The sequence below is a fragment of the Nocardia tengchongensis genome (genome assembly GCF_054781395.1).
Genome location: NZ_BAAGUM010000006.1, coordinates 1,337,515 through 1,361,700, shown reverse-complemented (window position 1 = coordinate 1,361,700; position 24,186 = coordinate 1,337,515). Strand labels below are relative to the sequence as shown.

Below are 24,186 nucleotides of genomic sequence, written 5' to 3'. Positions count from 1 at the left end.
CGCTCAGGGGCGTCGGCGACCTCGCGGCACGAGACACTGCGGCCCCACCCGAATCGGGTGGGGCCACAGCCGTTTTCGTGGGTTCGGTCAGTTGCCGAGGTTGATGACGAGGCCGTCCTTGGCGCACATGGACGGGACGCCCGGGTTGCCGGGGACGGCGTTGCAGGACCAGCCGTCGATGGTGGCGACATCGGTGTTGCTGACCTGCTGGACGTATTTGGTGGCCACGTTGATGGCCTCGGTGCAGCCGACGCGGCCGGAGGGGGTGCCGACGGCGATGACGGTGCGGGCGCCGCCGCCCGCGTCGGTCACGGTGCCGCAATTGGCGTCCGCGATCGGGGCCTCGCCGGTGGTGGTCGGCGGGGGCGTGGTGGTCGGGAGTGCGGGCGGGTTCGGGGCCGCGCCGCCGCGCAGGCCGATCAGGAAGCCTTCCTTGAAGCAGATGTGCGGGACCGCGCCGTCGGGCTGCGGCTGGCAGGTCCAGCCGTCCACCTGGGCGGCGTCACCGGTTCGGATCGCCTGCACGTAGCGGGTCGCGACGGTGATGGCCTCGGTGCAGCCGGGTACGCCGCCCGAGCTGGCGTAGGCAATGACATTGGCGCTCTGGCCGTTCGCGCCGGTAACCGGCCCGCAATCGACGTCGGCGGCGGACTGGGTGGTGGGGACCGGCGGGTGGGTCGGGCCGGGCGACTGCGTCGTCGTGGTGGCGGATCCGCTGGTGCTGCTCGCCGAGACCGTGGTCGACGTGGCGTTATTCGACGAATCCTTGGAACTGCTACAGGCCGTCATACCGATGACCAGGGCGGGCGCGGCCGCGAGCAGCGCGATATGAGCGAATCGCATGGCGAACGATCTCCTGTCCTCGACCGCCACCCCTGGGCGATCGACCTGCCGCTCAGTGTCGCAGGCAAACGTTCAGCGAACGCGATGCCGAACCGGGAATGTCGCGGCCGGTCAGTCGATTTCGCAGTTGCGACAGGCGTCCCAGGTACGACGCGCGGCCGGGTCAGGCGCCGGGCAGCGGCCCGATGCGCACCGCGGTGGTGGTCACCCCGCCCACCACGAACCACAACCGCAGCGAGGTCGGATGCCCGGCCCGGTCGCCCGGCTCGTACCGGCTGCGCACGCTCACGTGCTGGCGTGCCAGCACCGGCGCCACGTATTCGATAACCGCGCGATGCGGTCCCGCCACCAGCTTCGGGTAGTCGACCAGATACTGCTCCACGGCCTGCCAGTAGGCGGCGTTGTTCACGTGGTTGTACTGGTCGATGTCGGTGGCGCGCACCGGGAACGGCAGGTCCACGTCCGATTCTGGCGGGGTGGGGTCGGTGAGCCAGGGCCGCCAGCGCAGCCGGTGCTCATCGGTGGTGCGGGCCAGCTCGGCCAGGCCCTCGTCGCTGATCCGGGTCGGCATGTTGGTGAACTCGTTGATATTGATCCAGAACCCCTCGGTCTCGATGAGACCGCCGTTCTCGCTGGTGATGCGCACCCGCATATTGGTCCAGCGCGTCGACATGGCCGAGCACCAGCGCCGCAGTTCCACCCGGTCCGGCCAGTGGATGGGCCGCACCACGTCCACCACGGTGCGGCGCACGATCCAGGCCGGATCGGTCCGATGGAAGAAGCCGGATTGCATTTCCTCCCAGGCGATGTCCTGGAGGTAGCGGGCCGTGGCGTCGAATCGCAGCCGCTGATACGGGTCCACATCACCGGCTCGCACCGGCCACGCGGAAGCGAAGCCCATGCCCTCCTGGGGAAGCGGGGCGAGTGGCTCATCGAGTGACACTGGTGCTCCTCGCGCTGCACGGTGTGCCGCATGTCTATCCAGCGGCGCCGGGGTGAGACGCCTGCCGACCGAAGTCGGTGACATGACTCTACGGGGCGCGCGGTACCCGTTCGCGTCGAGTCGAAGGAATGCTGCCCGCTGTTCGAGGGAATGACACTGGGCCTTGCGCCCCGTAGCCTTTCCTGTTGTACATCCAGCAGTAGGGAGGACGACGCGGGTGGCCGCAGGGGAGAGGGCTGGTTCGCGGTTCGGGCAGTACGAGTTGCGGCGGCTGCTCGGCGTCGGCGGCATGGGCGAGGTCTACGAGGCCTACGACACCGTGCGCGACCGCGTGGTCGCCGTGAAACTGCTGGATGTGGATCTGGCCCGGCAGCCCACCTACGTCGAACGCTTCCGCCGCGAATCCCGCACCGCCGCCAAACTGCAGGAACCCCACGTCATCCCGGTGCACGACTGGGGCGAGGTGGACGGCGTCCTGTTCATCGACATGCGACTGGTCCGCGGCCGCGACCTGAAGGCCTACCTGTACGAGGAGGGCCCGCTGCCGCCCGAGCGGGCCGTCACCGTGGTGGAGCAGATCGCCGCCGCGCTCGACGCCGCCCACGAGAGCGGCCTGGTGCACCGCGACGTGAAGCCCGCCAACATTCTGCTCACCGGCGAATTGTTCGCCTACCTGGTGGATTTCGGCATCGCGCACACCGAATCGGACGTCCAGCTCACCCAGACCGGCAACGCCATCGGCTCCTTCGCCTACATGGCGCCGGAACGCTTCGAGCACAACGCCTCCGTCTCGCCCGGCGCCGACATCTACGCCCTGGCCTGCGTGCTCTACGAATGCCTGACCGGCGGCCCCCCGTTCCGGGTGGTCGGCAATCTGGCCAATATCCGCGCCCACATGCTCACGCCGCCGCCGCGCCCCAGCGTCCGCACCGGCATCCCCGTCGGCCTGGACCAGGTGGTCGCCATCGGCATGGCCAAGGAACCCGGCCGCCGCTACGCCACCGCCGGCCAGCTCGCCCGCGCCGCGCGCGCCGCCCTGCTCCGCGCCGCCCACGGCGAACCCACCCGCACCACCGTGCCACCCGCCCCACCGACCATCCCCAGCCCGCCCGTCCGGGCCGGCCACTCGGAACCGCACTCCGCCGATCGCCCCTCCGGCCCGGCCGGTACCCCACGCCCCGGCCCCCAGCAGGGCGGCGACGCCCACGGCATCGACCCCTCCGCACAGGTCCGCTATTCGCCTGGCGTGCAGCCACATCCGTCAGGCCCGGCGGCTACCCCACGTAGCGCGCACGCTCACCTCTCCGGTTCGGGCGATTATTCGCCTGGCGGGTACGCGCAGCCCTTGGGTTCGGGCGACTTTTCGCCCGGCGGGCAGGTGCAGCCTTCGGGCTCGGGGGACTATTTGCCCGGCGGACAGGCGCGTCCATCCGGTCCGGCGGACTATCCAGGTGGCGGGCAGGCGCAGCCCTTGGGGCCCGTGGATTACTCGCGGGGCGGGCAGCCTGGCGGGTCGGTGGATCCTTCCGGGCCGCAGCGGTTGTCCGGGCCGGCGGATTATTCGCGCGGGGAACAGGTTTCGGGGCAGCCGATCTATGCCGCGCAAGGCAACGTGGATCCGACCCTGCGGCGGCAAGGTGTCGTCGGGCAGCCGGGCGGGTATCTGCCCGGGGGCGTGGATCCGGCCGGGCCACGCGACCATCCGTCCGCGCCGCTGCCGCTGCCGCCCAAGGATCGCGGGTCGCTACCGCTGGTGGTGGGCGCGCTGCTGGGCATTGTCCTGGTCCTGGGCGCGGTGCTCGCCTGGGTGTTGTTGTCCGGCAGCGATACCGGCGGCGGCACCGACACTGCCGGGGGCACGACGACTCGCGCGGCGAACAGCACCGGCACGTACACGACGTCGGCCTCCGCCCCGACCACCACGCTGGTCCCGCTGAGCGGTGCCGTATCCGGTACGGACGCACAGGGTTTCACCCAGACGCCCCGCTGCAATGCGAACGACCCCGCCATGTCCATCGGCCGCACCGACAAGTCGCGGCTGGTGGTGTGCCGCAGCCCGACAGGTCGGTACTACTACAAGGGTTTGCGGATCAGCGACAGCGCGGAGATCCAGCTCAACGATCCCGTGCCCGACGGCAACGGCGGCTTCACCGTCACCAACCCCACCGACGGCACCCAGTACAAGATCACCGCCTACGGCCTGGTCATCACCAAGGACGGTCAGGTCCAAGCCAACGAGCCCATGGTCGAATACGCCCACCGCTGAAGGGCCCGGCTGCAGGAGTATGCGGAGGCCAACGGCTTCCGTCCGCCGGATGTATGGTGGCGTTTACTTGACGATGCGTGAGGTGACGACAGATTTCGCGGCGCTCGGGGAAACTCCCCGGGTACGTCCAGAATTCGGTTGGCACCCGACGCAAGTACGGATGCAGGACAGTCGGCGGCTCTCAGCCGCCCGCTGAAGGTACGGAGAGGCGGTCGAGTTCGCGAATGCGCGCAGCTGTGGTGAGCAAGCTGGAAGGCCCGGAAGCGATCGAGGTTCTCGATATCCCGGAGCCGGTCGCCTACCCGGGCGGTGTCGTCATCGACGTGCACGCGGCCGGGATCGCGTTCCCCGACGTGCTCATGACCCGCGGGCTCTATCAGATGAAGCCGCCGCTGCCCTATGTGGTGGGCTGCGAGGTCGGCGGCATCGTGCGTGAGGCGCCGGAGGGTTCGCATGTGAAGCCGGGGGACCGGGTGATCGCGTTGACGCTGCTCGGCAATGCCGCCGCGGAAGTCGCGGTCGCGCCCGCCGACATGGTTTTCGAACTGCCCGACAACGTGTCGCTGGAGTCCGGTGCGGGCGTGCTGTTCAACGACCTGACCGTGCACTTCTGCCTGCGCAACCGCGGCCGCCTGGCCCCGGGTGAGACGGTGCTGGTGCACGGCGCGGCCGGCGGCATCGGCACTTCCACACTGCGCATGGCGCAGGCGCTGGGTGCGGGCCGGGTGATCGCGGTGGTCAGCACCGAGGAGAAGGCCGAGGTCGCGCGCGCGAACGGGGCCACCGACGTGGTGCTCACCGACGGCTGGCTGGCCGCGGTCAAGGAACTGACCGGGGGCCGCGGCGTCGACATCGTGCTCGACCCGGTCGGCGGTGACCGCTTCACCGACAGCATCCGCTCGCTGGCCTCGGGCGGCCGCGTTCTGGTGGTCGGCTTCACCGCGGGCGACATCCCCACCGTGAAGGTGAATCGCCTGCTGCTCAAGAACGTCGAGGTGATCGGCGCGGCCTGGGGCGAGTGGGTGATGACCCACCCGGGCTACCTGCGCGAGCAGTGGGCCGAGGTGGCGCCGCTGCTGGCCAACGGCAAGATCAGCCCGCCGGAGCCGGTGCTCTACAGCCTCGCGCACACCGCGGAGGCGGTCTCGGCGCTCGACAAGCGCACCGCCACCGGCAAAGTCGTGGTGACCCTCCGCTGACCTGTGACGGTCGTGCTGCGCTGACGGGGGCGAATCGGGTGCGGCTCCCGTAGCGTCACGAATCGTGAAGCTGTCCAACCGGGTCCTGAACCGCACCCTGCTCCAGCGTCAGCATCTGCTGGAGCGGTCCACCCTCGGCGTGCACGACCTGTGCGACCACCTGATCGGTCTACAGGCCCAGGACATGTTGCCGCCGTTCGTCGCATTGTGGAGCCGCGCAGCCGATTTCGATCCGGCGGCGGTGTCGAAGGCGCTCGACGACCGCTCGCTGGTGCGAATCACCTTGATGCGCGGCACCATTCACCTGGTCACCCCGCCGGACGCGCTGCGCATCGCCCCGCACATCCAGCCGGAGCTGGAGAAGATCCCCTTCCGCAAGGGCTTCAACTACGGCGCGCTGGTCGGCCTGGACCCGGAAGAGGTTCGCGCCCACGGCGAATCGGTGCTGGGCGACGACGCGACCCCCGCCGGCGCCCTGCGCGAGCACGCCGCCGCTCTGTACCCCGATCGCGACCCCGGCGCGATCGTGCAGGCCTGGCTCTACCAGCTCCCCGTCCTGCAAACCCCGCCCCGCGGCCGCTGGGGCGACAGCAGTCGTCCGGTCTGGTCCCGCGTGCAACCTTGGCTCGGCGCACCTCTCGACCCCGCCTACCCGCTCGAGGAACTCCTGCTCCGCTACCTGCGCGCCTTCGGCCCGGCCACCACCATGGACATGCAGACCTGGTCGAAGCTCACCGGCATGAAGCCGGCCGTCGCGAAACTGGGCGACCGCGTCCGCACCTACACCGACGACCGCGGCCGCACCCTCTACGACGCCGCCGACGCCGATCTCGCCGACCCGGACCTGCCCGCCCCAGTCCGTCTGCTCGGCTGGTACGACAACGCGATCCTCTCGCACCAGGACCGCACCCGCATCGTCCCCGACGGCAACGCCCCGCCCTTGCGCGCCTTCGCCAATCAGGTCTCCCCGATCCTGGTCGACGGCTACCTGACGGGCGTCTACAAGGTCTTCGCCAAGGGCGGCGTGGCCTCGCTGCGAATCAGCCCGAGCGTCGAATGGTCCCGCGCCGACCGTGAGGCGGTCGAAGCGGAAGCGCTTGCCCTGCTGGCGTTCTCGGAACCGGACCGGCAGCCCGTCGTCGAAATCCTCGAGATCGGTGCCGACCTGCGCCCCTGACGTCAGTGCGCGGTGCGGTAGGCCGGGGCCTTGCTCGACCCGGCCGGGGTGAGCGTCCGCAGCAGCGGCAGCGTGCGATGCGGGACGACCGTGGACAGCACCACCACACTGTGCGACCGCACCACCGAACTGGTGCGGTCGATGCTCAGCAGAACGGCCTGCAGCCCGGCGTGGGAGTCCGCGCCGATCCGGCACAGGACGTCGCCCGTGCCGGTGGTGGCGTACGCCTCCAGCACCCCGGGGATGGCGTCGAGGTCGACGCCGACCTCCTCGAGCGCGCCCTGCGCGATCTCCAGGGTGACGAACGCCTGCACGTCGAATCCGGCGGCGGTGACGTCGATCTGCGGGTCGTAGGAGGCGATCACGCCCGCCTCCTCCATGCGCGCGATGCGGGACTGCACGGTGGCGCGGGCGACGCGGGTGCGGCGGGAGAGTTCCAGGATGCCCGCCTTCTGGTACTCGTGCATGGCGGTGAGGATGGCCAGATCGAGATCGTCCAGCCGGGCGGGCGTGCGGGACATGGCGGATCCTCCGCTCGTCGGTTCGCTGCTATTCAAATTGTCCAGCACCGGGTGGTGGATGGTGGTGCAATTCACCACAGTGTTCAGTGAATTTCAGCGATATTGCCTAGTGTCGACCGCTGGCATTTCCTGATCACATGAGCATCGACGCAGGACCTCAGCGCCCCCGGTCCGGCGACCTGCCCGGCGACGACGAGCTGCGCCGGCTGGTCGGCCTGGTGGACCATGACGCCGCCGCCGACCCGTTCCCCGTGCTCGGCTGGGACGCGCTGGTGTGGGTGGTCGGAAATGCCACCCAGACCGCGCACTACCTGCAGTCCGCGTTCGGCATGCGGCTGGAGGCCTACGCCGGGCCCGAGACCGGCAATCGCGACCACAAGGCGTTCGTGTTGCGCAGCGGCGGCGCCCGGTTCGTCGTCAAGGGTGCGGTGGATCCGGCCAGTCGGCTTGTCGCACACCATGATCGGCACGGCGACGGGGTGGTGGACATCGCGCTCGAGGTCCCGGACGTGGACCGCTGCATCCGCCACGCCCGCGCCCAGGGCGCCACCGTGCTGGCCGAACCGCACGACGACACCGACGAGTACGGCACCGTCCGTACCGCGGCCATCGCCACCTACGGCGACACCCGCCACACCCTCGTCGACCGCTCCCGCTATTACGGCCCGTACCTGCCCGGCTATCAGCCCCGCCGCTCCGCGTACGCGCCGCGCCCCGGGCACCCCATGCGCATCTTCCAGGCCATCGACCACGTGGTCGGCAATGTGGAACTGGGCCGCATGGATCAGTGGGTCGATTTCTACCGCCGCGTCATGGGATTCGAGAACATGGCCGAATTCGTCGGCGACGACATCGCCACCGACTACTCGGCGCTGATGAGCAAGGTGGTGGCCAGCGGCAACCACCGGGTGAAGTTCCCGCTGAACGAACCCGCCCCGAGCCGCAAACGCTCCCAGATCGACGAATACCTGGAGTTCTATCGCGGCCCCGGCGTCCAGCACATCGCCTTGGCCACCGGCGACATCCTCACCGCCGTCGACGTGCTGCGCCGCGAGGGCATCGAGTTCCTCGACACCCCGGCCAGCTACTACGAGGACCCGGAACTGCGCGCCCGCATCGGGCACGTCCGGGTCCCGGTCGCCGAACTGCAGCGCCGCGGCATCCTGGTCGACCGCGACGAGGACGGCTACCTGCTGCAGATCTTCTGCAAGCCCGTCACCGACCGCCCCACCGTCTTCTTCGAGCTCATCGAGCGGCACGGCTCGCTGGGTTTCGGCAAGGGCAACTTCAAGGCGCTCTTCCAGGCAATAGAGCGTGAACAGGAGGCGCGCGGAAACCTCTGAACAGCAAAGCAACACGACCGCAAACCCTCACGCCGAGCCGGATCCGGCAAAACCAGTAGAGTTCACGCCATGCGAATGGCGTCAGCGATCGTCGCGGGGTCGGTCCTCGCTTTGCTGCTGTCGGCGTGTGGGGGGACCAAGGATTCGGAGGACACTCCGGGGCTACGCCCGCCGCCGAAGGTGGCGACGCTGGGCCCGTTCGTCGGGGAGTGCGGTCACCTCACCGACGACGAGGTCCGCGACCTGGGTGGGCTCGGCACCATCACCAACGTCTTCAAGAATTCCACCGGCTGCAACTGGCAGGCCGGCGGAATCAGTTCCTCCAGCGTCACTTTCGCCTCCTATCGGGGCAGCCCGATCGACCGCGAGAAGGCGTGGGTGGCCAGCGTCGGCCGCACTCCCGACACCATCGAGGTCGGCGGTCGCAAGGGCTTCCAGGCCCTGGACCCCAGCAATGCCGTGTGCGATCTGGCGGTGCAGCTGGACGACGACTTCTTCGAATGGTCCATCTCCTACGGCGCGTTCAGCAGCGGCAATCTCGGCAACCCGTGCGACCGCACCCGCAAGATGGCAGAACTGACCGTGCAGCGGCTCGGATGAGGGGGACCCGGATGCCCCGTCGTTCCCGGCTGGCGATCGCCGTCTCGGTGCTGGCGCTGACCGCGGGCCTGGCCGGCTGCGGCAAGACGGTGCCCGGCACCGCCCTGCCCGCGGGCGGCACCACCGGCACCGGCGGCGCTCCCCGCATCAACACCAACTTCGACAAGCTGCTGCGCGAGTGCCAGGTGGTCGCCGTCGACGACATCGGTAAGTCGGTCGGCGACAACATGTATGTGGAGCCGTCGTTCAACGGCGCGGTCTGCATGTGGAATCTGACCGGCGGCGCCGCGGGCAGCGGCATGGTGACGCTGAGTTGGTACGAGCTCGGTTCGCTCGCGAACGAGAAGGCCAACAACGATCGCCTGAAGTATGTGACGAACGACATAACGGTGCAGGGCCGGCGGTCGCTCGAGACGCATCGCCCGAACGATCCGGATTCGTGCGGCGTGAGCGCTCCGGCCGCGGACACCGGCATCGTGGGCTGGTGGGTCAACTACCGCAACGGTTCTCGGCACGCGGACCCCTGCGAAGCGGCTCGCAAGCTGGTGGAGTTGACGTTGAACCTGGCTCGTTAGGGGCTCTACCAGCCCCGGCGGGGGGACCCTCTTTTGCCCCCTTCAGAGCCCGCGGGTATCGTGGACCGCTGTGCCCGGAAGCATTCGGGCAAGTTGATGCGCAGTACGTAGGCCAGCGAGAGCGGCTGACCTTTTCAGCGTGCCTTGAAATGGGCTCCGAGCTGCGTACGACACGCCCGACCCCGTGGCGACGAAATGCCGCGGGAACAGGGCGGGAAGCTCGAATGACAAAGACATGAAGTTCCAGACACCTGGTTACTAATAAGGAAAGCCGGTCTATGCCAACCATCAACCAGCTGGTCCGCAAGGGTCGCCGCGACAAGGTCGCCAAGACCAAGACTGCGGCCCTCAAGGGGAGCCCGCAGCGTCGTGGCGTGTGCACTCGCGTGTACACCACGACCCCGAAGAAGCCGAACTCCGCGCTCCGTAAGGTCGCGCGTGTTCGCCTGACCAGCGCGGTCGAGGTCACGGCCTACATCCCCGGTGAGGGCCACAACCTCCAGGAGCACTCGATGGTGCTCGTGCGCGGCGGTCGTGTGAAGGACCTCCCGGGTGTGCGCTACAAGATCATCCGCGGTTCGCTCGACACCCAGGGTGTCAAGAACCGCAAGCAGGCCCGCAGCCGCTACGGCGCCAAGAAGGAGAAGAGCTAATGCCGCGTAAGGGTCCCGCTCCCAAGCGTCCCCTGATCAACGACCCGGTCTACGGCTCGCCCCTGGTGACGCAGCTGGTCAACAAGATCCTGCTGGACGGCAAGAAGTCCACCGCCGAGCGCATCGTCTACGGCGCCCTTGAGCAGGCTCGCGAGAAGACCGGCACCGACCCGGTCGTGACCCTCAAGCGCGCGCTCGACAACGTCAAGCCCGCCCTCGAGGTCAAGCCCCGTCGTGTCGGTGGCGCCACCTACCAGGTGCCGGTCGAGGTCCGTCCGGGCCGCGCCAACACCCTGGCGCTGCGCTGGCTGGTCAACTACTCCCGCGCCCGTCGCGAGAAGACCATGGTCGAGCGTCTGGCCAACGAGCTGCTGGACGCCAGCAACGGCCTGGGCGCTTCGGTGAAGCGTCGTGAGGACACCCACAAGATGGCCGAGTCGAACCGGGCCTTCGCGCACTACCGCTGGTGACCTGTGGCCCGGCCCTCCGTTCGGAAGTGCCGGGAGACGAGTCACATGTCGGGCGCGACCGCTGAGCTGTTGCAAGCGAGGCACTTACGCGTCGCGCCCGACGTTGACACCGAGGGCTCTCGGAAAAATCCGAGGCTCATCCCGTTGAATCCCAACTAGCTACGAGCGGGGAAGTTTCCGTGGCACAGGAAGTGCTCACCGACCTGAACAAGGTCCGCAACATCGGCATCATGGCCCACATCGATGCGGGCAAGACCACCACCACCGAACGCATCCTGTTCTACACCGGTATCACGTACAAGATCGGTGAAGTTCACGATGGCGCCGCCACCATGGACTGGATGGCGCAGGAGCAGGAACGCGGCATCACCATCACGTCCGCCGCGACGACCTGTTACTGGAACGACAACCAGATCAACATCATCGACACCCCCGGCCACGTCGACTTCACTGTCGAGGTGGAGCGGTCGCTGCGCGTGCTCGATGGCGCCGTCGCGGTGTTCGACGGCAAGGAAGGCGTCGAGCCGCAGTCCGAGCAGGTGTGGCGTCAGGCCGACAAGTACGACGTGCCGCGTATCTGCTTCGTCAACAAGATGGACAAGCTGGGCGCTGACTTCTACTTCACCGTTCAGACCATCAAGGACCGCCTGGGCGCGAAGCCGCTGGTCATCCAGCTGCCGATCGGCGCCGAGGACACCTTCGAGGGCATCGTCGACCTGGTCGAGATGAACGCCAAGGTCTGGAAGGGTGAGACCAAGCTCGGCGAGCAGTACGAGGTCGTCGAGATCCCGGCCGATCTCAAGGAGCGCGCCGAGCAGTACCGCGAGGAGCTGCTCGAGACCGTCGCCGAGTCCGACGAGGAGCTGCTGGACAAGTTCGCCGGCGGCGAGGAGCTCTCGGTCGAGGAGATCAAGGCCGCGATCCGCAAGATGACCGTCAACTCCGAGCTCTACCCGGTGTTGTGCGGTTCGGCGTTCAAGAACAAGGGCGTTCAGCCCATGCTCGACGCCGTCGTCGACTACCTGCCGTCGCCGCTGAACGTCGAGTCGGTGCAGGGCCACGTGCCCGGCAAGGAAGACGAGATCCTGACCCGCAAGCCGTCCTCGGACGAGCCTTTCGCGGCGCTGGCGTTCAAGATCGCGACCCACCCGTTCTTCGGCAAGCTGACCTACGTCCGTGTGTACTCCGGCAAGGTCGACTCCGGCGCCCAGGTCATCAACGCGACCAAGGGCAAGAAGGAGCGTCTGGGCAAGCTGTTCCAGATGCACTCCAACAAGGAGAACCCGGTTCCCGAGGCCGTGGCCGGCCACATCTACGCGGTCATCGGTCTGAAGGACACCACCACGGGTGACACCCTGTGCGATCCGCAGAACCAGATCGTGCTGGAGTCCATGACCTTCCCGGATCCGGTCATCGAGGTGGCCATCGAGCCGAAGACGAAGGCCGACCAGGAGAAGCTGGGCACCGCGATCCAGAAGTTCGCGGAGGAGGACCCCACCTTCAACGTGAAGCTGGACCAGGAGACCGGCCAGACCGTCATCGGCGGTATGGGTGAGCTCCAGCTCGACATCTACGTCGACCGCATGAAGCGCGAGTTCAAGGTCGAGGCCAACATCGGTAAGCCGCAGGTGGCCTACCGTGAGACCCTGACCAAGACGGTGGACAAGTACGAGTACACCCACAAGAAGCAGACCGGTGGTTCGGGTCAGTTCGCCCGCGTCATCATCGCGCTCGCGCCGCTGGTCGACGCCGAGGACGGCGCCACTTACGAGTTCGAGAACAAGGTCACCGGTGGCCGCGTTCCTCGTGAGTACATCCCCTCGGTCGACGCCGGTATCCAGGACGCCATGCAGTACGGCGTGCTCGCCGGCTTCCCGCTGGTGAATGTGAAGGCTTCGCTGCTCGACGGCGCCTACCACGAGGTCGACTCCTCGGAAATGGCGTTCAAGATCGCCGGCGCGATGGCCCTCAAGGAAGCGGCCCGCAAGGCCGGTCCGGTGATCCTCGAGCCGCTGATGGCGGTCGAGGTCACCACGCCCGAGGACTACATGGGCGAAGTGATCGGCGACCTGAACTCCCGCCGTGGCCAGATCCAGGCCATGGAGGAACGCAGTGGTGCCCGTGTCGTCAAGGCGCTGGTTCCGCTCTCGGAGATGTTCGGCTACATCGGTGACCTGCGGTCGAAGACCCAGGGCCGGGCGAACTTCTCGATGGTGTTCAATTCGTACGCGGAGGTTCCGGCCAACGTGTCGAAGGAGATCATCGCCAAGGCGACCGGCGAGTAATTCGCTGTTCGGGGCGGATTCGCGAGAGTTCGCCCCGGAGTGGTCGTCGAACGACCCCCTGTAATACAAACCGCACTGCTGCAAAAAAGCACGCACTAACTAGTCCAGGAGGACCACAGTGGCGAAGGCGAAGTTCGAGCGGACGAAGCCCCACGTCAACATCGGCACCATTGGTCACGTCGACCACGGCAAGACCACGCTGACTGCCGCGATCACCAAGGTGCTGGCTGACACCTACCCGGACGTGAACGCCGCGTTCGCGTTCGACCAGATCGACAAGGCGCCGGAGGAGAAGGCTCGTGGTATCACGATCAACATCTCCCACGTCGAGTACCAGACCGAGAAGCGCCACTACGCGCACGTCGACGCCCCCGGTCACGCGGACTACATCAAGAACATGATCACCGGTGCCGCCCAGATGGACGGCGCGATCCTGGTCGTGGCCGCCACCGACGGCCCGATGCCGCAGACCCGTGAGCACGTGCTGCTCGCCCGCCAGGTCGGCGTGCCCTACATCCTGGTCGCGCTGAACAAGTCCGACATGGTCGACGACGAGGAAATCCTCGAGCTCGTCGAGATGGAGGTCCGCGAGCTGCTGGCTTCGCAGGAGTTCGACGAGGACGCCCCGGTCGTGCGCGTCTCCGGCCTGAAGGCCCTCGAGGGTGACCCGAAGTGGGCCGCCTCGGTGCTCGAGCTGATGAACGCCGTCGACGAGTCGATCCCGGACCCGGTCCGTGAGACCGACAAGCCGTTCCTGATGCCGATCGAGGACGTCTTCACGATCACCGGTCGTGGCACCGTCGTCACCGGTCGTATCGAGCGCGGTGTGATCAACGTGAACGAGGAAGTCGAGATCGTCGGCATCCGCGAGAAGTCGCAGAAGACCACCATCACCGGTGTCGAGATGTTCCGCAAGCTGCTGGACCAGGGCCAGGCGGGCGACAACGTCGGTCTGCTGGTTCGTGGTCTGAAGCGTGACGACGTCGAGCGTGGTCAGGTCGTCGTGAAGCCGGGCACCACCACCCCGCACACCGAGTTCGAGGGCCAGGCGTACATCCTGTCGAAGGACGAGGGTGGCCGCCACACCCCGTTCTTCAACAACTACCGCCCGCAGTTCTACTTCCGTACCACGGACGTGACCGGCGTCGTGACCCTCCCCGAGGGCACCGAGATGGTCATGCCCGGCGACAACACCGAGATGAGCGTCAAGCTGATCCAGCCGGTCGCCATGGACGAGGGCCTGCGTTTCGCGATCCGTGAGGGTGGCCGCACCGTCGGTGCCGGTCGCGTCACCAAGATCGTCAAGTGATTCGCTGAATCACCTGGTGATTTCTTGAATCGCTGACGAACGGCGTCGCCCCGAAAGGGGCGGCGCCGTTCGGGTTTTCGGGTGCGACCGCGTTCCCGAATGCGAAAGGGCCGCTTCCCCAGGGGGAGCGGCCCTTTCGTGTGTCCGTGGTCGGTCAGGAAGCGGTGAGCTGGTCGCCGCAGGTCGCGCCGAGTAGTCGGCCGGATTCGAAAGCGGCTGCGGCGGAAGGAAGTTGGGCGAGCCGGCCGGAGGCGAGGATGCGCACCGTGCCGGTGCCGGTGGTGGGCCGTCCCAGGGCGTCCATGCGGCGCAGGGTCTGTCCGGCCACCGCCTCGGCGCTGTCGAAGACGCGCACGCCCGCGGGCAGCGTGGCGAGGATGTCGTCGAGCACCAGCGGGTAGTGCGTGCAGCCGAGCACGATGCCCTCGGTGTCGGCGGGGGTGCGCGCGGCGGCGTCGGCGATGGCCTCGGCGATGACGGGCAGATCGCCGCGGTCGATGGCGTCGGCAAGTCCGTGGCAGGCGACCCCGGTGACCTCGGCGTCGCCGCCGAACTGCGCGATCAGCCCGGCCTGGTAGGCGCTGTCGGTGGTGGCCGCGGTCGCCCAGACCGCGACCTTGGCGCAGGCGGCTGCGGCGGGCTTGATCGCCGGGACGGTGCCGATCACCGGCACGTCGGGCCCGACCATGGCGCGCACGTGTTCGAGTGCGGTGACGCTGGCCGTATTACAGGGCAGCACAATGACTTCCGCGCCCTCGCGCAGGGCGAGGCGCGCGGTGTCCAGTACCCGGTCGACGACCCACTGCTCGGGCTTGGGTCCCCAGGGCGCGCCGTCGGGGTCGTTGAGCAGCAGCAGGTCGAGATCGGGCCGCAGCTTCCGCAACCAGGCGGCCGTGGGCAGCAGCCCCAGTCCGGAGTCGATGAGCGCGACGATCACACCCTGCACGGTAGTGAAGGCACCGGCCTGATCGCGAACCGCGGGTCGGAATGTCGTGGTTGCCGGGATGCTGCCGAACGGGTCCGGCGGCACGCCCGGGCCTCGGTCAGCCGGCGGTCGCCACCGGCTGCAGGTTCGCGGCGAGTTCGCCGCGGGCCTTCATGACCTTGCCGGCCATGCTCGCGCCGACGATCGCGACCAGTTCGCCCGCGCGCCGGTAGTGGGCCAGGAACTTGCGGCCCTTGTCCTCGACGATCTCGATTTCGTCGGCCAGTGCCGGGATGCCCAGCACCTGGATCTTCATGTCGTACTGGTCGCTCCACACGTACGGCACCTGGATCTCGGCGGCCGGTTCGGCGCCCAGCAGCGCGGCGGCCAGGACCTGGGCCTGCTCGCCGGCATTGGTCCAGTGCTCGACGCGCTTGGGGTGGCCGACGGCGTGCGGCCAGGCCGCGACGTCGCCGAGGGTCCAGACGCCGGGTACCGAGGTGCGTCCGGTCTCGTCGGCCAGCACGCCGCCGCCCTGGCCGGGTGCGGCGAGCGGGATGCCGGAGTCGGCCAGCCAGTCGGTGACGGGCACCGAGCCGATGCCGATGACCACCAGGTCGGCGTCGACGACGCTGCCGTCGGCGAGCTGCACGCCGCGCACCGAGTCGCCCTCGGTGACAAGGGTTTCCACGCCGACGCCGCAGCGCAGCTCGACGCCCTCGGCCTCGTGCAGCCGGGCGACCAGTGCGCCGACCTGCTCGCCGAGCGCGGCGAACAGGGGAGTGGGCTGGGGTTCGACGATGGTGACGTCGAGTCCGCGGGCGCGGAAGCTGGCGGCGAGTTCGCAGCCGATGAAGCCCGCGCCCACGATGACGGCTTTACGCGCGGTGCCGAGGTGTTCGCGCATCGCCTGGGCGTCGGCGTGGGAGCGCAGCACGTGCACACCGCTGACCTCGGGCAGGCCGGGGATGCGGCGCGGGCGCAGGCCGGTGGCGATCACCAGGGCGTCGTAGGCGGCTTCGGTGCCGTCGGAGAGTCGGACCCGGCGGGCGGTGGTGTCGACGCCGGTGGCGGTGACGCCCAGGCGCAGCGTGATGTCGTGTTCGGGGTAGAACTCGGCGGGCCGCAGGGCGGTGTCGTCGGTTTCGCCGCGCATGTACTGCTTGGACAGCGGCGGCCGGTCGTAGGGCGCGTGGTTCTCGTCGCCGAGCAGGGTCAGTTCGCCGGTGTAACCCGCACGTCGGAGCTCTTCGGCGGTGCGCAGGCCCGCGAGTCCACCACCAACAATTAGAACCTGTTCTACCGAGTGCGACATGTGCCCACCTTAGCGGTTCCCCGGGGTGGGTACCGACGTGTCGGCAGTCACACCCGAGATGCCGCTCAATCGTATCCATGCATTTATTGATCGGGCGGTCAATCAGGAATACAACGGACTCAGAACATATTTCCTGGCCTTTCAAAGGAGGCATTCCATGTTCACCGTGAGTCGCACCGAGCACGCCCTGACGTTCGTGCTCGGTGCAGTAGCCGCGCTGTCCCCGATCTGGGTGGCGCACAGTGACCGCGCACTGTGGACCCTCGTCGTGCTCGGTGTGCTGATCGCACTCGCGGGCCTGGCGCAGTTGCGCGAGATGGCGACCGGTATGGCGGGCCGTGCGCTCGGCGTGCTGGGCGTCCTGATGTTCATCTCCCCGTGGGTGATGAACTTCCACTCCTTCAGCGGCGCCTCCTGGGTCGCATGGATCGTGGGCGCGTTGACCGTGGTGGTCGCATTGGCCGAGATGCCCGAGGTTGCGGGTCGTTTCGGCGCCGCGGCGCACCACTGACCGGGTCGCGGCGCGCCGGCCTCGGTCTCCCGTACCGACGGGAGACGCCACGAGGCCGGCGTACTCGCGCGATATGCTTGTTCCCTACGTCCGCCCGACCGGTGGCGGCCGCCTCCGCTTCGAAGCGTGAGGAGGAATTCGAGCAGTGCCTGCACCACGCAAGCGTCGTAGCAAGAAGGTCGACGGGGACGCTCGCCAGCTCATTCTGGATGCCGCCGAAATTCTTTTCGCTGCCAATGGATTCGACGCGACCGCGACCGCGGCCATCGCCGAGGCGGCCGGGGTGCCCAAGGGCCTGGTCTTCTATTACTTCCCGACCAAGGACGCGATTCTGTCGGCGCTGATGGCCGAGCGGGTCCCGCCCCAGCCGATCGACGACATCGATGCGGTGGTGGTGCCGGGTGATCCGGCCAAGAGCCTGGTCAACATGGATGCCGCGCTGAATCTGCGCGATCACAATTCGTCGGTGCTGCGGGTGATCATGTGGCGCGAGGCCGACACTCATCCGGATGTGCGGAAGCAGTTGCGCCGCATGCGCGATCAGTTGCTGGACGCGACGGCGCGGGTGCTGGCGGCGAGTGCGCCCGGCCCGGTGCAACCGGGGACGTTGCGGGCGTGCGCGGCGGCGTGGGTGTCGGCGATGCTGGCGATCGCGAGCACGGATCGGTTGCACGCGTTGGACGGGCTGCCGTTGCCGACGGCCGACGAAATCTTGAACGTCGCGAACGTGGTGGCCGCTGGAATGACCCAAATGGGCTGATTGCTGGCGTGTCGCTGGCTCATTCTCGAACACTCCCGACCACACTCTTTGTGGGGCAATCGTGTGATTCTCACTGCGAGGTTCGTGGAGGAACCAGTGAAGGCCAAGTTGTTGCTGCGTGTTCTCGGAGTGCTTTCGGCAGGTCTGACGCTGGCGGGTCTGGCACCCGCGGCGCACGCGGACCCGATCTATCCCGCGCCGGATCCGGACCCGTTCTACGCGCAGCCGGCCGATGTCGCCGACCACGATCCGGGTGATGTGCTGGCGGTGCGGCCGATGCCGCCGCTGCTGATGTTCCCCGAGACCGCGGTCACCATGGTGAAATTCCGGTCCACCAATTCCGAGGGCGGCCCGATCGCGGCCATCACCACGGTGCTCACGCCGCGCGAGCATCAGCCGGGCGGGCCGCTGCTGTCCTATCAGCACATCATCAACGGCCTCGGCGCCCAGTGCGCGGTGTCGCGCGTGCTGTACACCAACGACCCGAATCTGCAGGTGAAGGAAGCCGTCGCGTTGAACGTGGCGCTGCGGCGCGGCTGGTCGGTGGCGCTGCCCGACCATCTGGGCCCGAACTTCGCCTACGGCGCGGCCAAATTGGGCGGTCAGATCACCCTGGACGGGGTGCGCGCCGTCAAACGAGTGCCGGAACTGGGCGTCGCCGACAGCCGGGTGGCGATGGCCGGTTACTCCGGCGGCGGCATGGCGACCGCGTGGGCGGCGGCGCTCGCGCCCACGTACGCGCCGGAACTGGAGTTCGCGGGCGCGGCCACCGGCGGCGTGCCGATGAATCTGGAGAAGATGGTGAGCCAGCTGGGCTGGCAACCGCATCCGGCGTTCGGGCTGGCCATGGCGGCCGCCATCGGCCTGGAGCGGGAGTATCCGGATCGGCTGCCGATCAGTACCCAGATGAACGGTGCGGGCCTGGCCGCGCGCAATGCCATGGCCAATGGCTGCACCAACGAGATCATGGCCATCGGCGCGGGTCACAGCGCGCGCGAATTCGCGGCCGGCGACTCGATGATCGACGATCCGACGGCGCGGTCGGTGTTGCGGGAGAACAGCCTGGAACTGTTCGACGGCGTGCCGAACATGCCCATCTTCGAATGGCATTCGGCGAGTGATCCGCTGATTCCGGTGGACGCCATCGTGAATACCGACAACCGGTATTGCGCGGCCGGGGTGCGGGTGGACGCGGATGTGAATCCGTCGCCGGAGCACCTGTCCGCGGCGGTGCTCGGACTGCCGTCGGCACTGGAGTGGATCGACGCGCGCATGCGCGGCGTACCCGCTCCGACCACCTGCTGAGCCGATCCGGTCCCGGTCCGGGGCAGGCGTCAATGCCCCAATACCGTTGGTCGTGAGCCGGTTTCGTGGCGACCGGGCGCACGGCCGGACCGTGGCCCGAGTCGCACCGGCTCCCGGGGCCCGGTAAGAATGGCGGCCATGGATGCCGATTTCACCACCGGCCCGGGGGATTCGCGCTCTTCGCGTCAGCCGGGCTACCGTCTCACCCACCCGGACGCGCCGGGCACCTCGCCGAATCCGGTGCTGACCGGCATCGATACCGGCGGCCCGGGCCGCAACGGCCACGACGCGCTCGGCCGCAACGGCCATGACGGGCTCAGCCGCAACGGCCACGACCAGCAGGTGCAGTGGTCCTCGGCGCCGGTAACCCTGCGCGGCACACCGGAATCGGACGCGCTGTCGCGCCGGATCGCGCCCGATCTACCGCAGCGCTCCGCCGACCTGCCGCAGCGTTCGCCCGACCTGCCGCAGCGCAATATCGATCTGACGCAGCGCGCTCCCGAACTGCCGCAGCGCACCGCGGACCCCGAGGCGGTGGCCGCCCGCCTGGCCGCGGACAACGAGCCGTTCTCGGCCCGCATCACCACCGACAGTGAGCCGTTCGGCGCGCCCACCACCGATGGCGAGTCCTACAGCTTGCGCCCGGCCGCGAACGGATCGCCGTTCACCCATTCGGTCAACGACAGCGGCGCGCTCACCCGGCCGGCGGCCGACAGCGGCCCGTTCACCCGCTCCGTCGCCGACATCGAGTCTTTCGCTTCGCCGCTCGTGCCCGAGAGCGACACCCTGCGCCCCGCCGCCGAGGCGCCCGCCTACGCTCCGCGCACCGACTCGCACGAGAGGCTCTTCGGCGCCGCCCCGGCGGTCGACTTCGAGGCCCCGGTGTCGCGCCGCTACGCGCCGGACCCCGAGCCGTCGGTCCGGTTCGAGGTCCCGGAACGGCTGGAAGCTCCTGCCCGCCTGGAGAATCTGGACGCCCCCGCCAGCCTGGAGAGCTTGGAGGCGGTCGCCGCGTCTCTGCGGGAGAGCGCCCAGGACGCGCCGCGTGAGTCCGTGCGCCCGACGGGAACCCCGTCGCGTCGTCGCGCCGCGCCGGAACCCGTTGTGGAGCAACTGGATTCGATTGTGACCGAACTCGTGACCGCCACGCCGGCGGCTACCGAGGTGGCCGCCCCGGAGCCGGTGGTGGTGACCGCGCCGGTGACCGAGACCGCCGTGACCGAGTCCAAGGCCGCCGAATTCCGCACCAGCGACGCCACCATCGATCTGCACCACATCATGCGTCTACTGCTCGCCAGCCACGAACTGGAGGTGGCCGCGACCGCCGCCGAATCCGGCGCCGGCGATATCGAGAAGCTGGCCCAAGCCGCGCACCGGACCCGTTCGGCAGCCGTGGAATTGGTGGCCGCCTGGTACGGAGGGGCGGACCATATGCGAAATTTTGGCGAGGTGCTGTTGCAGGCTGCGGCTGAAACAGCATGATGTAGATCTAGGATTCGGGGCGTGACGTCGAATGCGTTGACCGCCGAGGCGGTCCGAGCGGATTTGGCGGCGCTCGCCGATCCGGCCGATGCGGTGCATCTGCAGCGCTTTTTCAAGACCGGGCCGGGGGAGTACGGCGAAGGGGATGTTTTTATCGGCGTCCGGGTTCCGCAGACCCGGAAGGCGGTGAAACGGTTTGCCGGGATGCCGCTTTCGGAGATCGATGTGCTGCTGGACAGTCCGGTGCATGAGCATCGGCTGGCGGCGTTGGTGATTCTGAATGGCGAGATGGCGCGCGCGTCGCGCAAGCGCGGGGCCGATGTGGGGCGGCAGCGCGAGATTGTGGAGTTGTATCTGGCGGCGGTGCGCCGGGGCCGGGTGAACAACTGGGATCTGGTGGATGCGTCGGCGGAGTTCATTCTGGGTCCGTGGTTGCTGGAACGCCCGCGCGATCTGCTCGATGAATTCGCGGCGGGGGATTCGTTGTGGGAGCGGCGGGTGGCGTTGCTGACCACGTTCGCGTTCATCAAACAGGGCGATACCGCGACGACCCTGGAATTGTGTGAGCGGTTGCTCGACGACCGCCGCGATCTCATCCAGAAGGCGGTGGGCTGGATGCTGCGGGAGATCGGCAAGCGGGTGGATCCCGCGATTCTCACCGGATTTCTGGACGCGCACGCGGCGGATATGGGCCGCACCGCGTTGAGCTACGCGACCGAGCATCTGACCTCTGACCGGCGCGCGCACTACCGCGCGCAGCGGTGAGTGTCGCGGCGTAGACCACGCTGCCGGGTAGCTGTGACGGAGTACTCGGGCGATTCGGATTGATTGTTCACCCTGTGTTCAGTTTACGTTCATTTGTCGAGACCACTCTGTGATCAGTCGACGACGACCGATACCAGCTCGAAACGAGTTGGTGCACCACACGCGGAGACCGCCGCCCTTCGGCGAGAGCGTGAACGAACGGTGATAGCTGGGAAATCTCCCGAATCTCGTTCCGCCACCTTGCACATCACAATCCATGCAGTGCATCGACAGGCTCCCCAGGGAGACCCGCCGTGGTCAGCGCTGCGCCAGTGAGACTCGCCATGAATAAATTCTTCGCTCAGCCCGTCAAAACCGTCACCGGCCTGGCCGCCGCCGCGCTCGCCGCGTCGGCCGTGATCGCCGCCGGCACCGCCTCCGCGGACGTCAACGGTGTCCCGCCCGAGTTCCAGGCCACCGCCCAGCAGGTGCAGCAGCAGGCCGTCGGCCTGAACGCGTCACTCCCGGCGGCGCAGCAGGACCAGGTCCGCGCGGCCGTGCAGGGCCTGCCCGCCCCCTTGAATCAGGTGCTGCCCCCGGCCTTCACCAACGATCTCGACGGCTGGATCCGCAATGCCCTGTACGTGCTGAACCAGCACGGCATCCCGGGCAGCTACGACGGCATCTTCCGCAACATTCAGCGGGAGTCCGGCGGCAACCCGCAGGCCATCAACCTGTACGACTCGAACGCCGCCGCGGGCATCCCGTCCAAGGGCCTGCTCCAGGTGATCGATCCGACCTTCCAGGCGTACCACGTCGACGGCACCTCGTGGGACATCTACGATCCGGTCGCCAACATCACGGCCGCCTGCAATTACGCGGCGCACCGCTACGGCTCGATCGACAACGTCTTCTCGGCTTACTGAGCAGCGCACAGCAAACCGGCCGCCACATCGTGAGATGTGGCGGCCGGCTGTCGTTTTCGGGGACCCGCTAGAACTGGATCTTCAGGTGGTCGGTCACCGGCCGCGCCTGGCAGCCCAGGATGTAGCCGTTGGCGATGTCCTCGGGGTCGAGGATCTCCGCGTTCTCCATCTCCACTTCGCCTTCCAGGACGGTGCAGGCGCAGGAGCCGCATTCGCCCTCGAGGCAGGAGTAGGGCACGTCCAGGCCCTTGGACAGCATGATGTCGACCAGGGTCTGGCTGCGCGGCCAGGTCATCTCGTGGGTCTCGCCGTCGAGTTCGACCTCGACGCTGGCGGCGTCGGCGGCTTCCTCGGCGCTGATCTCGGTGGGGGCGACGTCGGCGAACGGGTCACCGGACAGCGAGTTGAACACCTCGGCGTGGGTGCGGTTGCGCGGCATGCCGAGCTGGCCGAGGGCGTCGTGGACCCGGTCCATGAACGGCTTGGGGCCGCACATGAACGCCTCGTAGGCGGTGTAGGGGGCGACCAGGGCGGCGAAGGCGTCGGCGGTCGGCAGGCCCTGGAGGGTTTCGAGCCAGTGGATGACGACGACCCGCTGCGGGTTCTTGTCGGCGAGTTCGCGCAGTTCCCGGGCGAAGATGACCGACTCGTGGTCGCGGTTGGCGTAGACCACCACGATGCGGCCGTTGCCGCGGGCGAGGGCCGACTTGAGGATGGACATCACCGGGGTGATGCCGCTGCCGGCCGCGAACAGCAGCAGGTCCTCGTCGAGGTTCCGGGGGGTGAAGATGCCGGAGGGCGGCAGCACCTCGATGGTGTCGCCGGCTTTCAGGTTGTCGCACACCCAGTTCGACGCGTAGCCGTCGACGGTCCGCTTGATGGTGACCTTGGGCTGGTCGTCGGTGTGCGGCGAGCTGGCCAGCGAGTAGCAGCGGGCGACGGACCCGGTGAGGTCGCTCGGGATGCGCAGCGTCAGGAACTGGCCCGGCTGGTAGGAGAAGCGCTCACGGAGGTCCTCGGGCACGTCGAATACCAGCGAGCAGGCGTCGGTCGTCTCGTTGATGACCGCGGAGACCCGCAGCACGGCCGATCGTGAGCTGTGCGGTACGTCGACGGTGGTCATAGTGTCCTCTCGAACCCGGCAGTGATGGTCAGCCGGAGCAGTCTACCCAAACTAGAACGTGTTCTAGTTTGACTATACGTGGGTGTCGCGCTGCCGGACAAGCTGAGCTTCCAGCCCCGCGATCAGCACATCCATCGAGAAGTCGTAGGAGTACCGGCCGCGCAGATCACCCAGGTGTTTGGTGGCGCGTTCCACGGCCTCGGGCAGCACCCGATCCAGCAGCGACGAACGGTCGCGCGGGTTCACCTTGGAGCGCCCGAACAGGTAGGTGTGAATGGTGGCGTAGGCGGAGAGCACATTGCGCTCGTCGAAACCGGCGTCGAAGAGGATTTCCATCACGGCCGCGATCAGGTCGAGCTGTTTGCCGAGCATCTGCTCGATCAGTACGTCGCCGAGACCCGGGTGCTTGCGCAATTTCTCGTCGATCTGGTCGATCAGGTCGCGCAAACGCATTTGCCACGTACCGAATTCGGGTGGCGGCTTGCGCACGCCGGTCAGCGCCGCGGTCGCCACCAGATCGAGTAGCTCACGCTTGTCGGCGACATAGTAATAGGGGGCCATCGGCGAAACTCCGAGTTCGCGGGAGAGTCGTCGCATGGACAGCTTCTCCACGCCGTCCTGCCGGACCACCCGCAGGGCGGCCTCGACGATCTCGGATTCCGAGAGGGTGTTACCGCCCCCGCCTGTCTGCATGCGCCCGACTCCCATACCGCCTCGACCACCACGGGCACGGATATCCGTCCCTACCTGTTCAACTGCCGATTTTCCTCCCGCAGTGTAGAGCGCCCGCCATGTGACTCGTCGAGCTACGGTCCGATGTGCGCCGGACTCGAATGCGGCTGCGGTGCCACGGGGATGCCGCACGCCCTCGGGTTCGTGGCCGTCCCGATTCCGGATCGAGTGGAGCGGAG

23 protein-coding genes are annotated in these 24,186 nt (G+C 68.1%); 16 read left to right on the top strand and 7 right to left on the bottom strand.

The genetic code is table 11. From position 1 onward, the window contains the following. Window positions 1-87: 87 nt before the first annotated feature. The gene (locus ACYVKL_RS17105) at window positions 88-843 is read right to left on the bottom strand and encodes a hypothetical protein (RefSeq protein WP_379164498.1); all 756 of its coding nucleotides are present in this window, start codon (window positions 841-843) and stop codon (window positions 88-90) included. Between the two features lie 163 nt (window positions 844-1,006). Next, window positions 1,007-1,786: an acyl-[acyl-carrier-protein] thioesterase gene (locus ACYVKL_RS17100; protein ID WP_213559230.1), complete on the bottom strand. Its 780-nt coding sequence runs from the start codon at window positions 1,784-1,786 to the stop codon at window positions 1,007-1,009. A 217-nt stretch (window positions 1,787-2,003) separates the two neighbouring features. Here ACYVKL_RS17100 and ACYVKL_RS17095 point away from each other — a divergent pair, with 217 nt between their 5' ends. The 3 genes from ACYVKL_RS17095 (at window position 2,004) to ACYVKL_RS17085 (ending at window position 6,428) form a co-directional block, all read left to right on the top strand. Further along, entirely contained in the window at window positions 2,004-4,052 is a 2,049-nt protein-coding gene (locus tag ACYVKL_RS17095; RefSeq protein WP_379164496.1) for a serine/threonine-protein kinase, read from the top strand. Window positions 4,053-4,276: 224 nt separating this feature from the next. Further along, on the top strand, window positions 4,277-5,251 hold the full coding sequence (locus tag ACYVKL_RS17090) for an NADPH:quinone oxidoreductase family protein (protein ID WP_379164494.1): 975 nt from the start codon (window positions 4,277-4,279) through the stop codon (window positions 5,249-5,251). A 64-nt stretch (window positions 5,252-5,315) separates the two neighbouring features. Next, window positions 5,316-6,428, top strand: a complete 1,113-nt coding sequence (locus ACYVKL_RS17085) for a winged helix DNA-binding domain-containing protein (RefSeq protein ID WP_379164492.1) — start codon at window positions 5,316-5,318, stop codon at window positions 6,426-6,428. 2 nt (window positions 6,429-6,430) lie between these two features. Here the strand turns inward: ACYVKL_RS17085 and ACYVKL_RS17080 are convergent, their stop codons facing one another. Beyond that, window positions 6,431-6,949, bottom strand: a complete 519-nt coding sequence (locus ACYVKL_RS17080; RefSeq protein WP_379164489.1) for an Lrp/AsnC family transcriptional regulator — start codon at window positions 6,947-6,949, stop codon at window positions 6,431-6,433. A gap of 137 nt (window positions 6,950-7,086) precedes the next feature. Here ACYVKL_RS17080 and hppD point away from each other — a divergent pair, with 137 nt between their 5' ends. The 7 genes from hppD (at window position 7,087) to tuf (ending at window position 14,184) form a co-directional block, all read left to right on the top strand. Next, complete coding sequence (gene hppD, locus ACYVKL_RS17075) at window positions 7,087-8,292, top strand: 4-hydroxyphenylpyruvate dioxygenase (RefSeq protein WP_379164486.1); 1,206 nt, start codon at window positions 7,087-7,089, stop codon at window positions 8,290-8,292. 69 nt (window positions 8,293-8,361) lie between these two features. Next, window positions 8,362-8,892 (top strand): DUF3558 domain-containing protein, encoded by a 531-nt coding sequence (locus ACYVKL_RS17070; RefSeq protein WP_213559234.1) that lies wholly within the window; start codon window positions 8,362-8,364, stop codon window positions 8,890-8,892. Window positions 8,893-8,903: 11 nt separating this feature from the next. Beyond that, the gene (locus ACYVKL_RS17065) at window positions 8,904-9,467 is read left to right on the top strand and encodes a DUF3558 domain-containing protein (RefSeq protein WP_357190570.1); all 564 of its coding nucleotides are present in this window, start codon (window positions 8,904-8,906) and stop codon (window positions 9,465-9,467) included. 278 nt (window positions 9,468-9,745) lie between these two features. Next, a complete protein-coding gene (rpsL, locus tag ACYVKL_RS17060; RefSeq protein WP_014353064.1) occupies window positions 9,746-10,120 on the top strand; it encodes a 30S ribosomal protein S12 in 375 nt (124 codons plus the stop codon). Then, window positions 10,120-10,590 carry a 30S ribosomal protein S7 gene (gene rpsG / locus ACYVKL_RS17055; protein WP_040813378.1) on the top strand — a complete coding sequence of 157 codons (471 nt, stop codon included), beginning with the start codon at window positions 10,120-10,122 and terminating at the stop codon, window positions 10,588-10,590. The genes rpsL and rpsG overlap by 1 nt, the downstream gene beginning before the upstream one ends. Window positions 10,591-10,769: 179 nt before the next feature. Beyond that, window positions 10,770-12,875: an elongation factor G gene (gene fusA, locus ACYVKL_RS17050; RefSeq protein WP_379164481.1), complete on the top strand. Its 2,106-nt coding sequence runs from the start codon at window positions 10,770-10,772 to the stop codon at window positions 12,873-12,875. A 118-nt stretch (window positions 12,876-12,993) separates the two neighbouring features. Continuing rightward, window positions 12,994-14,184, top strand: coding sequence for an elongation factor Tu (tuf, locus tag ACYVKL_RS17045; RefSeq protein WP_379164477.1), 1,191 nt, complete (start codon window positions 12,994-12,996; stop codon window positions 14,182-14,184). 154 nt (window positions 14,185-14,338) lie between these two features. Here tuf and ACYVKL_RS17040 read toward each other — a convergent pair whose 3' ends face one another. Next, window positions 14,339-15,121 (bottom strand): glutamate racemase, encoded by a 783-nt coding sequence (locus ACYVKL_RS17040; RefSeq protein WP_379164474.1) that lies wholly within the window; start codon window positions 15,119-15,121, stop codon window positions 14,339-14,341. A 106-nt stretch (window positions 15,122-15,227) separates the two neighbouring features. Next, window positions 15,228-16,424: an NAD(P)/FAD-dependent oxidoreductase gene (locus ACYVKL_RS17035; protein WP_379164471.1), complete on the bottom strand. Its 1,197-nt coding sequence runs from the start codon at window positions 16,422-16,424 to the stop codon at window positions 15,228-15,230. Between the two features lie 157 nt (window positions 16,425-16,581). Here ACYVKL_RS17035 and ACYVKL_RS17030 point away from each other — a divergent pair, with 157 nt between their 5' ends. The 6 genes from ACYVKL_RS17030 to ACYVKL_RS17005 all read left to right on the top strand — a co-directional run bounded on the left by ACYVKL_RS17030 (window position 16,582) and on the right by ACYVKL_RS17005 (window position 22,152). Beyond that, window positions 16,582-16,935 (top strand): SPW repeat protein, encoded by a 354-nt coding sequence (locus tag ACYVKL_RS17030; protein WP_379164468.1) that lies wholly within the window; start codon window positions 16,582-16,584, stop codon window positions 16,933-16,935. A gap of 145 nt (window positions 16,936-17,080) precedes the next feature. Beyond that, window positions 17,081-17,695 (top strand): TetR/AcrR family transcriptional regulator, encoded by a 615-nt coding sequence (locus ACYVKL_RS17025; protein WP_379164465.1) that lies wholly within the window; start codon window positions 17,081-17,083, stop codon window positions 17,693-17,695. A 111-nt stretch (window positions 17,696-17,806) separates the two neighbouring features. Beyond that, window positions 17,807-19,000, top strand: coding sequence for a lipase family protein (locus ACYVKL_RS17020; RefSeq protein WP_379165764.1), 1,194 nt, complete (start codon window positions 17,807-17,809; stop codon window positions 18,998-19,000). Between the two features lie 138 nt (window positions 19,001-19,138). Further along, window positions 19,139-20,482, top strand: a complete 1,344-nt coding sequence (locus ACYVKL_RS17015) for a hypothetical protein (RefSeq protein ID WP_379164462.1) — start codon at window positions 19,139-19,141, stop codon at window positions 20,480-20,482. A gap of 21 nt (window positions 20,483-20,503) precedes the next feature. Then, on the top strand, window positions 20,504-21,247 hold the full coding sequence (locus tag ACYVKL_RS17010; RefSeq protein ID WP_357190580.1) for a DNA alkylation repair protein: 744 nt from the start codon (window positions 20,504-20,506) through the stop codon (window positions 21,245-21,247). A gap of 323 nt (window positions 21,248-21,570) precedes the next feature. Beyond that, window positions 21,571-22,152, top strand: a complete 582-nt coding sequence (locus ACYVKL_RS17005; protein ID WP_379164458.1) for a transglycosylase SLT domain-containing protein — start codon at window positions 21,571-21,573, stop codon at window positions 22,150-22,152. A gap of 67 nt (window positions 22,153-22,219) precedes the next feature. Here ACYVKL_RS17005 and ACYVKL_RS17000 read toward each other — a convergent pair whose 3' ends face one another. Beyond that, the gene (locus tag ACYVKL_RS17000) at window positions 22,220-23,275 is read right to left on the bottom strand and encodes a 2Fe-2S iron-sulfur cluster-binding protein (RefSeq protein ID WP_379164455.1); all 1,056 of its coding nucleotides are present in this window, start codon (window positions 23,273-23,275) and stop codon (window positions 22,220-22,222) included. Window positions 23,276-23,347: 72 nt separating this feature from the next. After that, window positions 23,348-23,968, bottom strand: coding sequence for a mycofactocin system transcriptional regulator MftR2 (gene mftR2 / locus ACYVKL_RS16995; RefSeq protein ID WP_213559245.1), 621 nt, complete (start codon window positions 23,966-23,968; stop codon window positions 23,348-23,350). Window positions 23,969-24,186: the final 218 nt, after the last annotated feature.

Bases quoted from the DNA above. Each gene is read 5' to 3' on its own strand.
- ACYVKL_RS17105 (WP_379164498.1), bottom strand. From the start codon at position 843: ATGCGATTCGCTCATATCGCGCTGCTCGCGGCCGCGCCCGCCCTGGTC.
- ACYVKL_RS17090 (WP_379164494.1), top strand. From the start codon at position 4,277: ATGCGCGCAGCTGTGGTGAGCAAGCTGGAAGGCCCGGAAGCGATCGAG.
- ACYVKL_RS17080 (WP_379164489.1), bottom strand. From the start codon at position 6,949: ATGTCCCGCACGCCCGCCCGGCTGGACGATCTCGATCTGGCCATCCTC.
- hppD (WP_379164486.1), top strand. From the start codon at position 7,087: ATGAGCATCGACGCAGGACCTCAGCGCCCCCGGTCCGGCGACCTGCCC.
- ACYVKL_RS17070 (WP_213559234.1), top strand. From the start codon at position 8,362: ATGCGAATGGCGTCAGCGATCGTCGCGGGGTCGGTCCTCGCTTTGCTG.
- ACYVKL_RS17065 (WP_357190570.1), top strand. From the start codon at position 8,904: ATGCCCCGTCGTTCCCGGCTGGCGATCGCCGTCTCGGTGCTGGCGCTG.
- rpsL (WP_014353064.1), top strand. From the start codon at position 9,746: ATGCCAACCATCAACCAGCTGGTCCGCAAGGGTCGCCGCGACAAGGTC.
- rpsG (WP_040813378.1), top strand. From the start codon at position 10,120: ATGCCGCGTAAGGGTCCCGCTCCCAAGCGTCCCCTGATCAACGACCCG.
- ACYVKL_RS17035 (WP_379164471.1), bottom strand. From the start codon at position 16,424: ATGTCGCACTCGGTAGAACAGGTTCTAATTGTTGGTGGTGGACTCGCG.
- ACYVKL_RS17030 (WP_379164468.1), top strand. From the start codon at position 16,582: ATGTTCACCGTGAGTCGCACCGAGCACGCCCTGACGTTCGTGCTCGGT.
- ACYVKL_RS17015 (WP_379164462.1), top strand. From the start codon at position 19,139: ATGGATGCCGATTTCACCACCGGCCCGGGGGATTCGCGCTCTTCGCGT.
- ACYVKL_RS17005 (WP_379164458.1), top strand. From the start codon at position 21,571: ATGAATAAATTCTTCGCTCAGCCCGTCAAAACCGTCACCGGCCTGGCC.
- ACYVKL_RS17000 (WP_379164455.1), bottom strand. From the start codon at position 23,275: ATGACCACCGTCGACGTACCGCACAGCTCACGATCGGCCGTGCTGCGG.
- mftR2 (WP_213559245.1), bottom strand. From the start codon at position 23,968: ATGCAGACAGGCGGGGGCGGTAACACCCTCTCGGAATCCGAGATCGTC.